The sequence below is a fragment of the Microlunatus sp. GCM10028923 genome (genome assembly GCF_042666975.1).
Classification (GTDB): Bacteria; Actinomycetota; Actinomycetes; order Propionibacteriales; family Propionibacteriaceae; genus Microlunatus.
In genome coordinates this window covers 20406-34320 of sequence record NZ_JBHTFF010000009.1, presented here as the reverse complement: position 1 = coordinate 34320, position 13915 = coordinate 20406, and the positions used below count along the sequence as shown (strand labels likewise).

General features: G+C 72.1%; 13 protein-coding genes. 6 read left to right on the top strand and 7 right to left on the bottom strand.

Annotated features, from left to right (window positions below; all coding sequences use genetic code 11):
• Positions 1-139: 139 nt before the first annotated feature.
• Positions 140-886 (top strand): NYN domain-containing protein, encoded by a 747-nt coding sequence (locus tag ACFQU4_RS21780; protein WP_377495861.1) that lies wholly within the window; start codon positions 140-142, stop codon positions 884-886.
• Between the two features lie 115 nt (positions 887-1001).
• Here ACFQU4_RS21780 and ACFQU4_RS21775 read toward each other — a convergent pair whose 3' ends face one another.
• The 7 genes from ACFQU4_RS21775 to ACFQU4_RS21745 form a co-directional block, all read right to left on the bottom strand.
• Entirely contained in the window at positions 1002-1988 is a 987-nt protein-coding gene (locus tag ACFQU4_RS21775; protein ID WP_377495859.1) for an aldo/keto reductase, read from the bottom strand.
• A gap of 131 nt (positions 1989-2119) precedes the next feature.
• The gene (locus ACFQU4_RS21770; protein ID WP_377495857.1) at positions 2120-2425 is read right to left on the bottom strand and encodes a hypothetical protein; all 306 of its coding nucleotides are present in this window, start codon (positions 2423-2425) and stop codon (positions 2120-2122) included.
• Between the two features lie 4 nt (positions 2426-2429).
• Positions 2430-4931, bottom strand: a complete 2502-nt coding sequence (gene hrpB, locus ACFQU4_RS21765) for an ATP-dependent helicase HrpB (RefSeq protein ID WP_377495855.1) — start codon at positions 4929-4931, stop codon at positions 2430-2432.
• Between the two features lie 31 nt (positions 4932-4962).
• Positions 4963-5862 carry a pyridoxal 5'-phosphate synthase lyase subunit PdxS gene (pdxS, locus tag ACFQU4_RS21760; protein WP_377495853.1) on the bottom strand — a complete coding sequence of 300 codons (900 nt, stop codon included), beginning with the start codon at positions 5860-5862 and terminating at the stop codon, positions 4963-4965.
• 117 nt (positions 5863-5979) lie between these two features.
• Positions 5980-7179, bottom strand: a complete 1200-nt coding sequence (locus tag ACFQU4_RS21755) for a glycosyltransferase (protein ID WP_377495851.1) — start codon at positions 7177-7179, stop codon at positions 5980-5982.
• Positions 7157-8230, bottom strand: a complete 1074-nt coding sequence (locus ACFQU4_RS21750; protein WP_377495849.1) for a hypothetical protein — start codon at positions 8228-8230, stop codon at positions 7157-7159. The genes ACFQU4_RS21755 and ACFQU4_RS21750 overlap by 23 nt, the downstream gene beginning before the upstream one ends.
• 329 nt (positions 8231-8559) lie before the next feature.
• Positions 8560-9453, bottom strand: coding sequence for an alpha/beta fold hydrolase (locus ACFQU4_RS21745; protein WP_377495847.1), 894 nt, complete (start codon positions 9451-9453; stop codon positions 8560-8562).
• Between the two features lie 74 nt (positions 9454-9527).
• On the opposite strand from ACFQU4_RS21745, the gene ACFQU4_RS21740 reads away from it, so the two are divergent.
• The 5 genes from ACFQU4_RS21740 to ACFQU4_RS21720 are packed head-to-tail and all read left to right on the top strand — an operon-like array spanning position 9528 to position 13885.
• Complete coding sequence (locus ACFQU4_RS21740) at positions 9528-10325, top strand: DUF4129 domain-containing protein (protein WP_377495845.1); 798 nt, start codon at positions 9528-9530, stop codon at positions 10323-10325.
• Entirely contained in the window at positions 10322-10816 is a 495-nt protein-coding gene (locus tag ACFQU4_RS21735; RefSeq protein WP_377495843.1) for a hypothetical protein, read from the top strand. Before ACFQU4_RS21740 ends, ACFQU4_RS21735 begins: the two co-directional genes overlap by 4 nt.
• Positions 10813-11838, top strand: coding sequence for an AAA family ATPase (locus ACFQU4_RS21730; RefSeq protein ID WP_377495841.1), 1026 nt, complete (start codon positions 10813-10815; stop codon positions 11836-11838). Before ACFQU4_RS21735 ends, ACFQU4_RS21730 begins: the two co-directional genes overlap by 4 nt.
• Positions 11835-13229 (top strand): DUF58 domain-containing protein, encoded by a 1395-nt coding sequence (locus ACFQU4_RS21725; RefSeq protein WP_377495839.1) that lies wholly within the window; start codon positions 11835-11837, stop codon positions 13227-13229. The genes ACFQU4_RS21730 and ACFQU4_RS21725 overlap by 4 nt, the downstream gene beginning before the upstream one ends.
• Positions 13226-13885, top strand: coding sequence for a hypothetical protein (locus tag ACFQU4_RS21720; RefSeq protein ID WP_377495837.1), 660 nt, complete (start codon positions 13226-13228; stop codon positions 13883-13885). Before ACFQU4_RS21725 ends, ACFQU4_RS21720 begins: the two co-directional genes overlap by 4 nt.
• Positions 13886-13915 lie beyond the last annotated feature (30 nt).

Below are 13915 nucleotides of genomic sequence, written 5' to 3'. Positions count from 1 at the left end.
AGATCTCAGCCGGACTCCGACACAGTCAGTTCAAGCTGCCGCAGGGTTTGTCGATCATGGCTACAAGCGGGCTCAGGTCGACTTTCGCCCGTTCCCCAGGCCCGTGCAGGTGTCAGAGGTCGGTGCAAGCATGAACTCCGTGGACGATGCCGACACGAGACCCACCGCATCGTTATACGTCGACGGCTTCAACCTCTATCGGCGGCTGTTGGAAGGCCATCCGCAACACAAGTGGCTCGATCTTGAGGCACTTGCGGAGCGGGTGCTTCCCGATTATCGGGTCACGTCGATCTCGTACTTCACTGCGATCATCAAGGCGCTTCCCGGCAAGGATCTCCGATCGCCGCAGCGCCAACAGGCCTATCTTCGGGCTCTTGACACCTTGCCCCGAACCAAGATCTATCGGGGCAAGTTCCGCATCGATCCTCGGGTGATGCCGCTGCATCCGACGGTTCTGGATGCCGATGGTGCACCGAAGCGTGTGAAGGTCAAGAAGACCGAGGAGAAGGGCTCCGATGTCGCGTTGGCCAGCCGCCTGCTCATCGACGCGATGAAGGGCATCGCCGACATCTACGTCGTGTGTACGAACGACTCCGACCTCGTCATGCCCATGCGCCTCGTCAAGGAAGAACTCCATCGCCAGGTCGGTCTTCTGTCTCCGGTGGAGCCGAAGCGCGCCAGCAACGAACTGAAGCAGACCGGTCCAGCCTGGCACCGGCAGATCACGCCCACAGACCTGGCGGCATGCCAACTCCCGGATGAACTGGATGACGCGCGGGGAACGATCCATCGCCCTGCGAAATGGGCTACAAATTCCGAGGGCCCCACCGTAGTGGGGCCCTCTAACCAGGGGCCGAAGCCACCTGGGGGTGTAGCTACACCATAGCGCGGCCGCGCGATTCTCGTCGGACGAGCGGGCCGAGGCTTCGTGGTTCGCGCGGATCGAGCACTGCATCGAACCCTCGGGCATCACCGCCGCATGTCGGAGAAGTCCCAAACCCTCAACGGTTGACCATGGCCATCCCAGCCGGGTTGTAGCGGTTGCCGCGCACGCCGACCCGCTGGGCAAGCCCGTCCAGATCGGCCCGTTCGTCGGCGGACAGCGCGACCTGTGCGGCCGCGGCGTTCTCCTGCACCCGCGCGGTGCGCCGGGTACCGGGGATCGGCACGATCCACGGCTGCTGGGCCAGCAGCCAGGCCAGTGCGATCTGTCCCGGTGTCGCGCCCTTCGCTTCGGCGAGCACCTTGACCTGGTCGACGAGCGCCTGGTTCGCGGCGAGGTTCTCCGCCTCGAAGCGCGGCACGCGGTGCCGGATGTCGCCCTCGCTGAACGTGGTGGAGGTGTCGACGGTGCCGGTCAGGAAGCCCTTGCCGAGCGGGCTGAACGGTACGAACCCGATGCCGAGTTCCGCCAGCGTCGGCAGCACCTCGGCCTCGGGATCCCGCGTCCACAGGGAGTACTCGCTCTGCACCGCCGCGACGGGATGGACGGCGTGCGCGGCGCGGATCGTGGCGGCCGAAGCCTCGGAGAGCCCGAAGTGCTTGACCTTGCCCTCGGTGATCAACTCGCCGACGGTGCCCGCGACGTCCTCGATCGGTACGGCCGGGTCGACCCGGTGCTGATAGAACAGGTCGATCACGTCGGTCCGGAGCCGCTTCAGCGACGCCTCGGCCACCCGACGGATCTGCTCGGGGCGGCTGTCCAGGCCGGCCATCGCGCCGTCCCGGATGTCCCAGCCGAACTTGGTCGCGATCACCACCCGGTCCCGGATCGGTTCGAGGGCCTCGCCGACCAGCTCCTCGTTGACGTACGGCCCGTACACCTCAGCCGTGTCGTAGAACGTGACACCGTGCTCGACCGCCGACCGCAGCACCATGATCATCTCGTCGCGGTCGCCGGGGTTCGGGCCGTAGCTCTGGGACATGCCCATCGCGCCGAGCCCGATCGCCGAGACCTCGAGTCCCTGGCCGAGTGTTCTGGTGTGCATGATCATTTCCTTCGTCCGTGGCTGCCCGGTGCTGTCGACAACGACACTAGGACCTATCCGCCCCGCGAGGGATGCCCTGACAGTACGCCCTGCACCCTCGTCGGATCGAGCTCCGGACGGCCAGGTACGGATCAGGCGGGATCGGTGAACGAGACGGGCTTGCCGTTGGCCCGGGCGTACGCGATCTCCCTGCTCGTGGACTCGCCGACGTATCCGCCGGGGTTGACGACCAGCACCCGGTCGGCCAGGTCGATCTTGCGCAGGTGGAGGGCGTCCAGCCCGGCCTTCTGCTCGTCGGTGATCAACTCACCCGCTTCGCCCGGCGCGACGACGATGGCGCCCGCGAAGGTCAGCTCACGGTTCGCCGCACGCAGCTCAGCCACGAACCTGGTCGAACCGCAGATGCACACGATCTCAGGTCGGTCGAGCATGATCATTCCCTCACTGTCGGGGTTTCGGCCGCTTGGTCGGGACGGCGGTGAGCGGATCCTCCGGCCACGGGTGGCGCGGGTAGCGGGCCCGCAGCTCGGCTCGGACCTGGCGATAGCCCTGCTCCCAGAAGGAACCGAGGTCGCTCGTGATCGCGACCGGGCGCCGGGCGGGCGACAGCAGATGCAGCACGACGGGGACGCGCCCGTCCGCGACGGTCGGCGTGGCGGTCCAGCCGAACACCTCCTGCAGCTTCACGGCGAGGACCGGCGGCTCGACGCCGTCGTAGCTGAGTCGCACCTCGGAGCCCGAGGGGACCCGGAGCCGTTCCGGCGCGAGTTCGCCGAACCGGGCCGCCGCGGGCCAGGGCAGCAGTCGCCGGAGCGCCGAGGTCACGTCGATCCGGGCCAGATCGCCCGCGCCTCGGACCGAGGCGAGTTCGGGACCCAGCCAGTCGTCGAGGCCGGCCAGGAGTGCGTCGTCGTCGACCGCGGGCCAGGGGTCCCCGAGGTGGGCCCGGCAGAACGCGAGCCGTTCCCGCAGGGCGAGTGCGGCGTCCGACCAGCGCAGGACCGACAGGCCATTGGCCCGAATCCCGTCGCGGACGGCCGCCTGGACGAGCAGCGGGTCGGGGTTGGCCAGCGGGAGGTCGTTGAGCACGATCGCGCCGAGTGCTTCAACGCGCCGGGTCACGATCCGGCCGTCGTCCCAGCGGATCCGGTCGGTCGTCGTGACGAGGTCGCCGGCGATGTCCCGCGCGGTCTGCTCATCGACCGGCGCCGCGGCCCGGATCCTGGCGTCGGCGCGACCGGGTGGGCGGTCGGCGACCGCAATCGCCAGCCAGGGTGAGGTCCGCAACGGTGACTCCGGGTCGAGCGCGGCACCCGTACCGCCGGCCATCTGGTACGTCGTCGATTCGGCGCCCCGGATCCGCGCGATCCGATCCGGATAGGCCAACCCGACCACGATCCCCACCCCAAGATCGTCCGGTACGTCACGCGCCGGCCCACCGACCGGGCCGCCGCGGCCGAGGCGTTTCGTCTCTTCCCGCCAACGGGCCGTCGCCCCACGATCGACGCCACGGCGGAGGGCTCGCCAGCGGGCCGGAAGATCATCGCCGAAATCCCGGCCGGAGTCGTCCGAGAGCATCGCGACGATCTCCCGGGCCCGTTCCGCGCCGACCCGCGGCGTCCCGTCCAGCAGGGCCCGGGCCAACCGGGGATGTACGCCGATCGCCGCCATCCGCCGTCCCCGCTCGGTGATCCGGCCGCGGTCGTCGACGGCATCAAGGCGGCGCAGCAGTTCCGTGGCCGCGGTCATCGCCACCGCCGGCGGCGCCTCGATCAAGGTCAGACCGTCACCGGCCGGCGCACCCCACGCCGCGAGGTCGAGGGCGAAGGCGGCCAGGTCGGCGATCGCGATCTCCGGCGCCGCATGATCATCGAGATGCGCGTGATCCGCGGCCGACCAGCACCGATAGACCCGGCCCGGCGCCTCCCGCCCGGCTCGGCCCGCCCGCTGGTCGGCCGCCGATCTCGAGACCCGGCAGGTGACCAGCGCACCGAGACCGCGGGACTGATCGGTCCGCGGCTCCCGGGCCAGCCCCGAATCGACCACGACCCTGACCCCGGGCACCGTCAGCGAACTCTCCGCCACCGACGTCGTGACCACGATCCGGCGCGTGGCGGCCGGCGCCAGCGCGCGGTCCTGGTCGGCCCTCGACTGGCGACCGAACAACGGCAGGACGTTCTCCCCGGCCAGCCGGCGGGCCACCCCGTTGATCTCGGCCTCCCCCGGTACGAACACGAGGAGGTCGCCGTCGTTCTCGGCAGCCGCGCGCCGGACGACCGCCGCGACGTGATCCAACAGCCGCGGGTCGACCCGCCCACCCGGAAGCAGCGGAACGGGGATCGGCGGCGGGGCCCACTCGATCCCCACATCGAACAGCGCAGCGGACGCGGTGATCACGGGCGCCGGAACCTCAGCGCCGAGGACGCGACTCAGCCTGACCGTGTCGGCCGTGGCCGAGGTCGCCACGAGCGCCAGGTCCTCACGAAGATTCGCCCGGATGTCGACGCAGAACGCGAGCAGCAGATCGGCATCGAGGTGCCGCTCGTGACACTCGTCGATCACGATGGCGGCGACACCCGGCAGGTCCGGGTTCTGCTGCAGCCGCCGGACCAGGAGCCCGGTCGTCACCACCTCGACGCGCAACCCTCGGCCGCCGCTGCGTTCCCCACGCATCGCGTAACCGATCCGCTGCCCCAGCGGTTCGCCGACCAGTGCCGCCAGCCGAGTCGCGGCCGCGCGGGTCGCCATCCTGCGCGGCTCGGCGACGATGACCGTACCCTCGAGCGCGTCGGCCAGGGCCAGCGGCAGCAGCGAGGTCTTCCCCGATCCGGGCGGCGCCACCAGCACCGCGGCACCGTGCGAACGCACCGCCTCGACCGTGGCCGGCAGCACCGACCGGACCGGCAGGTCCGCCCCGGGCACCGACGAGTCAGGCAGCAGCACGCGCCGACGCTACCCCGAGCACGCCCACCCGCTACCAGCCGCGTTCGGCCAGCCGGTGCGGCTCCGGCACCTCTTCCACGTTGATCCCGACCATCGCCTCGCCGAGGCCGCGGGACACCTTCGCGAGCACGTCCGGGTCGTCGTAGAAGGTGGTCGCCTTGACGATCGCGGCGGCGCGCTGGGCCGGGTTGCCGGACTTGAAGATGCCGGAGCCGACGAAGACGCCCTCGGCGCCCAGCTGCATCATCATCGCCGCGTCCGCGGGGGTCGCGATGCCGCCGGCCGTGAACAGGACGACCGGCAGCTTGCCGGTCCGGGCCACCTCGGCGACCAGGTCGTACGGCGCCTGGAGCTCCTTGGCCGCGACGTACAACTCGTCGGCCGGCAGGCTCTGCAGCCGGCGCAGCTCGTCACGGATCTGGCGCATGTGGGTGGTCGCGTTGGACACGTCGCCGGTGCCAGCCTCGCCCTTCGACCTGATCATGGCGGCGCCCTCGGTGATTCGGCGCAGCGCCTCGCCCAGGTTGGTCGCGCCACAGACGAACGGCACGGTGAACTGCCACTTGTCGATGTGGTGCGCGTAGTCGGCCGGGGTCAGCACCTCGGACTCGTCGACGTAGTCGACGCCGAGCGCCTGGAGCACCTGCGCCTCGACGAAGTGCCCGATCCGGGCCTTCGCCATCACCGGGATCGAGACGGCCTCGATGATGCCGTCGATCAGGTCCGGGTCGCTCATCCGCGCCACCCCGCCCTGCGACCTGATGTCGGCGGGTACGCGCTCGAGCGCCATCACGGCCACGGCTCCGGCGTCCTCGGCGATCTTGGCCTGCTCGGCGGTGACCACGTCCATGATCACGCCGCCCTTGAGCATCTCGGCCATGCCTCGCTTGACCCGCAGCGTGCCCGTCGGGGCCTCCTGTGCTGCAGTCATCGTCGTTCCTCCCTCTCCCGGATCGGTGCCGGGAACGGGAGCAACGTACCCCTTCCGGGCCGCCGGGACCGCAGAGGTCCACCTTTGCCCTGCGCCAGGCTCAGGGCGCGCGCAGGATCAGGCGGCGCGGCGGGAGAACCGGCGGTGCTTCTTGAGCGAGACCAGCCGGCCGGACGGCTGGATCTGCCGGTAGAGCCCCTCGTACGCGTCCAGGGTGGCCGCGATGCTGTGCCGCTCGACGATCTTGCGGCTGGCCGCGCCCATCCGGCGGCGCAGCGCCGGGTCGGCGATCAGGCTGAGCAGCCGGTCGGACAGCTCGTCGATGTTGCCGGGCGTGAACAGCCAGCCGTTCTCGCCCGGGTGCACCAGGTGCGGCAGCGCGACCGCGTCGGCGGCGACCACCGGCTTGCCGGCCGCCAACGCCTCCAGGGTGACGATGCTCTGCAGCTCCGAGACGCCGGGCATGCAGAACACCGAGGCCCGGCCGTACGCCCGGAGCAGTTCGTCGTCGTCCACGAAGCCGAGGAACTTGACCCGATCGCCGAGCCCGAGCCGGCCCGCCAGCGCCTCCAGCGAGGCCCGCCGGTCGCCGTTGCCGACGATCTCCAGCCGCACCGGCCGGTCCAGCGGGAACCGGGCCACGGCCTTGATCAGCTGGTCGACGTGCTTCTCGGCGTCCAGCCGGCCGACGAACAGGATGGTCGGCGTCATCGGCGCGGCGGCGGCCTGCGTGGCCCGCCAGTACTTGTCGGTCTCGATGCCGCAGGAGATCGCCTGGGCGCCGGTGATCGTGGTGTTGTCCTGCATCACCTGGACCGCGAGCGGGGTCGGCGCGGTGACGGCGTCGGCCCGGCCGAACACCCGGCCGAGGTCGTTCCAGCACCAGCGCGACACGGGGCCGTACAGCGCCTTCGGCAGCGGCAGGTAGCCCAGCACGTTGCCCGGCATGAAGTGGTTGGTCGCGATCGCGGGGACGCCCTGCCGCGCGGCCGACCGGAGCACGCCGCGGCCGACCAGCATGTGCGACTGCGAGTGCACGACCTCCGGCTGGAGCTCCCGGATCAGCCGGTCGATGGCCGGCAGTGCCTGCCAGGGCGTGCAGATCCGGAGGCTGTCGTGCAGCGGGTAGCGGTAGGACCGGATCCGGTGCTCGGTCACACCGCCGACGACACGGGTGGTGGGCGGGCCGTCGACCGACGGGCACACCACGTGGACCTCGTGGCCACGGGCCGCGAGGCCGTTCGCCAGCGAGTGGGTGAAGGTGGAGGCACCGTTGACGTTGGGCGGATAGGTGTCAGCGCCAAGCAGGATTTTCATCGAGTGTCCTCTTCGGGTCGGTGTCGTCCGGATCGGGCGACGGCACGGCGATCGACTGACCGCCCATGTTCAGTTCGGTGGCGGCGTCCGGTTGTCCGGTGCCGAGTTCCCCGCGGGGACCGCTGATTCCTGCGTCGCGGTCGGTGTCGCTGTCCTTCTGCTTCTGGGCGTCCGGATGGTGCCGGGCCAGGACGAACACGCCGACCGTGGCGACCACGGCCGCTGCGGCCATCCCGAACCCGGTCAGCGGATCCATGTGCTTGCCCTCGCCGAGCAGCATCAGGCCGATCAGTACGGCGACGAACGGGTCCGTCACCGTGACGCAGGCGAGCACCACCTCGGGCGAGCCGACCGTGTAGGCCTGCTGCACCAGGGTGCCGCCGATCGCGGCCGCGGCGATGATGCCGAGCAGCGTGCCGATGACGACCGGCTGGGTGATCCGGCTGAAATCACCGGCGATGAGTTGCGACAGAGCCCGCATCCCCGCCGCGACCAGGCCGAACGCCGCCGCTCCGCCGAAGGCGCAGGCGAGCGCCCGGACCCAGCCCTGGTTCACCTTCGCGACCATGATCGCGGCGCCGACCAGCAGGCCGACCAGGATCCCGGCCAGGACCAGGGTTTCCCCGGTCAGCGGCACCGACGTCGCCTTGCCCGCAGTGAGCCAGACGAACGCTGCCGTACCGACGACGGAGATGGCGATCCCGGCCACCACGCCCCGGGTCGCGTGCTCGTGACCGCGGCGGGCGGCGACGATCACGGCGAGCGGCACCCCGAGGACGCCGATCGGCTGGACCACCGAGACCGGCGCGAGCACCAGCGCGACCACGTGCAGGCCGGCACCGAGCGCGATCAGGGCCAGACCGGCCAGCCAGCGCCGCTGCCGGAGCAGGGCGAGCATGCCCCGCAGCCCCAGGCTGGCGTTCTGGCCCGAGGGCGTCGAGATGGTGCGCCGGACCGCGTCGTGCTGCAGGATGGCGCCGAAGGCGAAGCAGGCGGCGTCGCACACGGCGATGCCGACCGCAAGGAGCGTCAACAGACTGTTCTGCGTCACGACGGTTCGCCAACTCGTTCCGCAGAGCCTGTCCGTCCCACAGGGATCACCCGACTGACCGGGCCAAACCGTTCCACAGGGCCAATGCGTAGCACAGGAACGTGGCGCGCAGTCGGCGCCACACCCACCCGCGCACCGGGCAATGTGGTAGCACTCACGGCCCCGACACTAACGATCCGTGGCTCACGACCCAACCTCGCAGAGCCGGGGCGCCGATCACGGTTTGGCACACCTGGGTTTGGCACGGCTCAACCCTCGCAGTTGGCGCCCGGCATCTCCATCAGGCTGTCTACCGATCTTGCGGTAGGGGTAGCCCTACTGGAGCGGGATCAGGACTCAGGGCCGGCTACGCCATGGGTATGACCCGCGAAGGCGCCGATCGCCTCGGCGGCCAGGGCCGGCGCCTCGTAGTGGATGAGGTGTCCGACCCCCTCCGCCACGACCAGCTCCGCCCGCGGGAACCGGTCGGCCAGGACCCGCTGCCGGTCCACCTCGGTGATGTCGTCGACCTCGCCGGCGATCAGCAGCACCGGGAGATCGAGTTCCGCGGCGAACTGGCTGACGTCCGACGACACCGACGCCCGGAACGACTCCAGCACGACGTCGCGGTCGGCGAAGGCACCGAAGTACTGCCGGTGTTGATCATGGATCCAGCGGCGCAGCTCGGGGTCCTTGGTCTTGGCCATCACCTCGCTGAGCAGCCGGGTGATCGCCCGGCTGCGCAGCAGCGGCAGGCCGATCGGTGCCGGCAGCTTCGCGCCGAGCCAGTAGTAGCCGACCGCCAGCCGGCTGAGGAACCCGCGCGGACCGCTCAGGGCCGGCGCCCCGATCGGGTTGATCAGGACGGCCCGTTCGGCCGCCAGCCCGCCGGCCAGCGCGGCCGAGACGACGATCGACCCGAACGAGTGGCCGACCATGATCACCGGACGGCCGCCGGCCACCGCGGTGGTGAAGCCGGTCAGCCAGGATGCGTACGCGGACAGGTCGTGCGGCCGGTCCGGGAACGGTTCGGAGCTGCCGAAGCCGGGCAGGTCCGGCGCCACGATCCGGTACGGACCTCCGGCGGCGGCCAGCTCCTCCGCGATCCGGGCGAGACCGTGATGATCACCGCGGAAGCCGTGCACCAAGATCATCACGGGGCCGCCGGGGACCCCCTCCGCATACGTGAAGCAGTCGGTACGACAGCCCGCCACCTCGACCTCTTGGTGGTGGGGCTCGATCACGGGGGCGACTCTACCCGCGTGGCGGCGGGACGAGAGGATAGGTTGAGGAGCACGCCACGAGGGGGTGATCACCCGTGCGACGGAAGTCTGGATCAGCGGGAGCGGTGCTGGTGCTGGCCGGCGTCGTCGGCCTGATGGCGCTGATCGCGGCCGGGGTCGGCGGACCGTGGACGGTGGTCGACCGGTGGGGCCTGATCTTCGGCACCCCGGCGCCGATGTCGCGGCCGCCGCAGCCGATCAGCAACCCGTTCGCCAGCGCGACTCCGCCGCCGTCGGAGCGGCAACCGCCGCCCGACCTGAGCTGGCTGAACAACGTGCTGCTCACCCTCGCCATCCTCGCCGGTGTCGCGGCGCTCGGCTTCGTCGCCTGGCTGATCTGGCGCCGGTTCCGGGCCATGCGGCCCGATCTGGAGGACGAGCCGGTGCCGATCGGGGCCGGACTGGCCCAGGTCCAGGCCGAGCCGGAACTGCCGGTGCTGCGCCGCGGCGCCGCCGCCGCGGCCCGGCTGCTGGACCGGATCGCCGACCCGAACGACGCGATCATCCGGGCCTGGCTGGCGCTGGAGGAGGCCGCCGAGGCGTCCGGGGTGCCGCGGGAGCAGTCCGAGACGCCGACCGAGTTCACCGTCGACGTCCTGGACCGGACGCCGGCGCCGCCGGAGCCGGTGCAGCGACTGCTCCGGCTCTACCTGGCCGCCCGGTTCGGCTCGGCGCCGGCCACCGCGGAGGACGTCCGGCACGCGAAGCAGGCCTTGTTCGCCCTGGCCGAGCACTGGTCGGCCGCCGACGTGGCGGTGGACCGGATCAGCCGCGGCGGCAGCCCGGGCAGCCCGAGCGCGCCGGCCGACGAGAGCCGGGAGTCCGACCGGTGAACCGGGCCGAACTGCGGACCACGGCGCTCGGCAGCCTGGTCGTCGCGGCGATCCTCGGCGGCGGGGCCTGGCTGGTCGGGCTGGATCCGCTGAAGTGTCTGCTGATCGTGATCGCGGTCGCCCTCTTCGGGTCGTTCCGGCTGTTCACCGAGTTCGGCGACAACGCCGGCTGGCCGGAGCCGAACGACCGCGGCCGGGACCGCGGCGCCCGGCGGGAGGTGGCCCGGCTGTCCTGGACGCTGCAGGGCCACGCCTCGCAGGTGGACGCCCGGTCCGGCCGCCGGCTCCGTACCCTCGCGGCGGAAACATTGGCCGAACACGGTCTGGACCTGACCCGGGACGAGGACCAGGAGCGCTGCCGCGCGCTGCTCGGCGAACGGGCCTATCGAACGCTGGAGGCGGACCGGCCGCACTACGACGAGTTCGTCGGCGTGCTGAACCGGTTGGAGCAACTGCTGGCCGTACCGCAGGACAAAGGAGCGCAGAGTTGAACGACAGCACAGGGATCAACGACGCAGTGGCCGACCGGGCGTTGGACGTCGCCGACGTCGCACGGCTGGGCGAACAGGTCCTGGAGGAGGTGGGGACCGTCGTCGTCGGCATGCGGACCGCCCTGCGGACGGCGCTGGCCGCGGTGCTCGCCGGCGGGCACGTGCTGTTCGAGGACGTACCCGGGCTGGGCAAGACGCTCGCCGCCCGGAGCCTGGCCACCGCGCTCGGGCTGGAGTTCCGCCGGCTCCAGTGCACGCCGGACCTGCTGCCGGCCGACATCACGGGGTCGTACGTGTTCGACCCGGCGGCGTCGGCGTTCGAGTTCCGGCCGGGACCGGTGTTCGCCGGCCTGCTGCTGGCCGACGAGATCAACCGGACCGCGCCCAAGACCCAGTCGGCGCTGCTCGAGGCGATGGCGGAGCGGCAGGTCACCGTCGAGGGCGTCAGCCACCGGCTGCAGCCGCCGTTCCATGTCATGGCCACCTCCAACCCGGTCGAGTACGAGGGCACCTATCCCCTGCCTGAGGCGCAGCTGGACCGCTTCATGGTCCGGCTCGCGGTCGGCTACCCGGACCCCGACGCCGAGATCGACGTCCTGCTCCGGCGGCTGGAGCGGCGCCGCGAGGAGGCGCCGGTCCGGCCGGTCGTCGACGCCGCCACCGTGCTGGCCATGCAGGCCGGGACCGAGCGGGTCGAGCTGGACCGCGACGTGGTCCGCTACTGCGTCGACCTGGCCTCCGCCACCCGGACCCACCCGGGCGTCGAGGTCGGCTGCTCGCCGCGCGGGTCGCTGGCCCTGATGCTGGTCGCCCGCGGCATCGCGGTGCTCGACGGGCGCGGGTACGTCACCCCAGAGGACGTCAAGGAGATCGCGGTCAGCGCCCTGGCCCACCGGCTGACCCTGAACCCGCAGGCCTGGGCGACCGGGCTGCAGGCCGGCGACGTGATCAAGACCCTGCTCGGCCAGGTCGCCGCGCCGCCGAGCCTGCGCGGGGCTGCCGCCCAGCCGGCCGGCCGATGACCGTACTCTCCCGCGACGACCCGCCCGCGCGCGAGCGAGCACGCCCGGAGCAGACGCTGCCGCCACGGCTCAGCCTTGCGGCCGGGCTGAGCCTCCCGGTGGCCGTGGGTTTGATCATGTTCGCGCTGCTCGCCGGCCGGCCGGACGTGGTCACGTTCGCGCTGCCGGTGGTGCTGTTCGTGCTCTGGGGCTGGCTCGGCCGGCCCGCCGCACCCGGCCGGCTGGACCTGCGGGCCGATGATCAACAACCGGCACCGGGCGTCATCCCGGCCCGGATGATCATGGAACCGGCCGGCGAGTTGATCATGGTCCGGGTGAACGCGCCGGGCCACCGGCCGCGGGAGGCCGTCCTGGATGCGACCCGGCTCGAAGATCGTGATCATGGGGTCGGCATCTCCATGGAGACGGTACGGACCGGGCGGCGCGACCTGTTCTGGGTGGAGTGGTACGAGGCCGGCACCGCCGGCGTGACCCGGACCGAGCCGCAGCAGACCGGGCCGGTCGCGATCACCGTACTGCCCGGGCTGCAACGACTGTCCCTGGTGCCGCTGCCGTTCCGGCTGCAGGGTCTGACCGGGCCGCACAGCTGGCGCCGGGCCGGCGACGGCGGCGAGCTGCACGACGTCCGGCCGTTCGCCCCGGGCGACCGGCTGCGCCGGATCGACTGGCGGGTGACCGCCCGGCGCGCCGCCGACCGGACCGGCGGCCAGGGCATGAGCCAGCTCGCGGAGCTGTACGTCCGCCGGACCTACGCCACCGCCGACGCCTGCGTGATGCTGGTGCTGGACTCGCGGGACGAGATCGGCCCGGTGGTGAGCAGCTGGGGCGACGCGACCGAGGTCCGGGAGGACCAGGCCACCTCGCTCGACATCGCCCGGGTCGCCGCCCTGTCGATCGCCGACCGCTACCTGGGCGGCGGCGACCGGGTCGGGCTGGAGGACCTGGGCCGGATGCAGCGCCCGGTCCGGCCGGCCGGCGGCCAGCACCAGGCCCGCCGGCTCGCCCTGCACCTGGCCCTGGCCGCGCCGCTCGGCGAGCCCGGCCGCCGGGAACGGGTGCCGCGGCTGCCGTCCGGCTCGATGATCGTGCTCTGCTCGACCTTCCTCGACGACGACGTGGCCCGGATCGCGATCGACTGGCACCGGACCGGGCACCGGGTGGTCGCGGTCGACGTACTCCCCCGCCCGGTGACCCGGGATCTGAGCGACCGCGGCCGGACCGCGTACCGGATGATCATGCTGGAGCGGGTGCTGCGGTTCCGCGGCCTGGCCCGGACCGGGATCGAACTCATCCGCTGGGACCCGCGGCCGGCCGGCGCCGAGCTGGGCGGCGAGTCCGTACCGGCCGACGCGGCGCTGACCGCGATGAGCCGGCTCAGGCGGCGCCGATGAGTAGCGGAACCGTCGGCGGGCGGGTCCGGACCCGGCTGACCCGATCCGCCCGCGGCCGGCTGGAGCCGTGGCGGGAGCGCGGGATCCGGCTGCTCTGGGCGCTGCGGATCAACCGGCCCGAGTCGCAGCGGCCGCTGCCGCTGGTCCACGTCGACGTACGCCATCCGGTCCCCGGCTGGGCGCTCCGGCTGGTCGGCTTCGCCCTCGGCGCCGCCTGCCTGCTGCTGCTCTGGCCGGCTATCCCGCTGCTGGTGCTGACCTCGGCGGCCCTGCTGCTCTGGCTGATCCGGCCGGGCGGCGTCGCCGTCGCCCTGTACACCGCCCTGATCGGGCTCGGCGTCCTGGTGCAGCCGGATCCGTGGGCGCCGGCCGGGTTCGTCGCCACCGCCGTCGTCCATCTACTGGTGGCCCTGTCCTGCCTGCTCGGCTCGGCCGGCTGGTCGGCCCGGTTCGAGGCCTCGACCCTGCGCCCCCTGCTGCTGCGCTGGCTGGTGATCCAGGCCGCCGTCCAGGCGTTCGGGCTGGCCGGCCGCTGGGTCGGCACCCTGCAACTGGCCCTGCCGGTGCTGCCCCTGATCGCCGGCGCCGTGCTGGTCGGCTTCGCGATCTGGCTGTTCCCCCGGGTCGCCGGACGCCAGGACGGCCCGCGGCGCTGACCTCGCCGCGGAGGCGAGTTCGATCCGCAC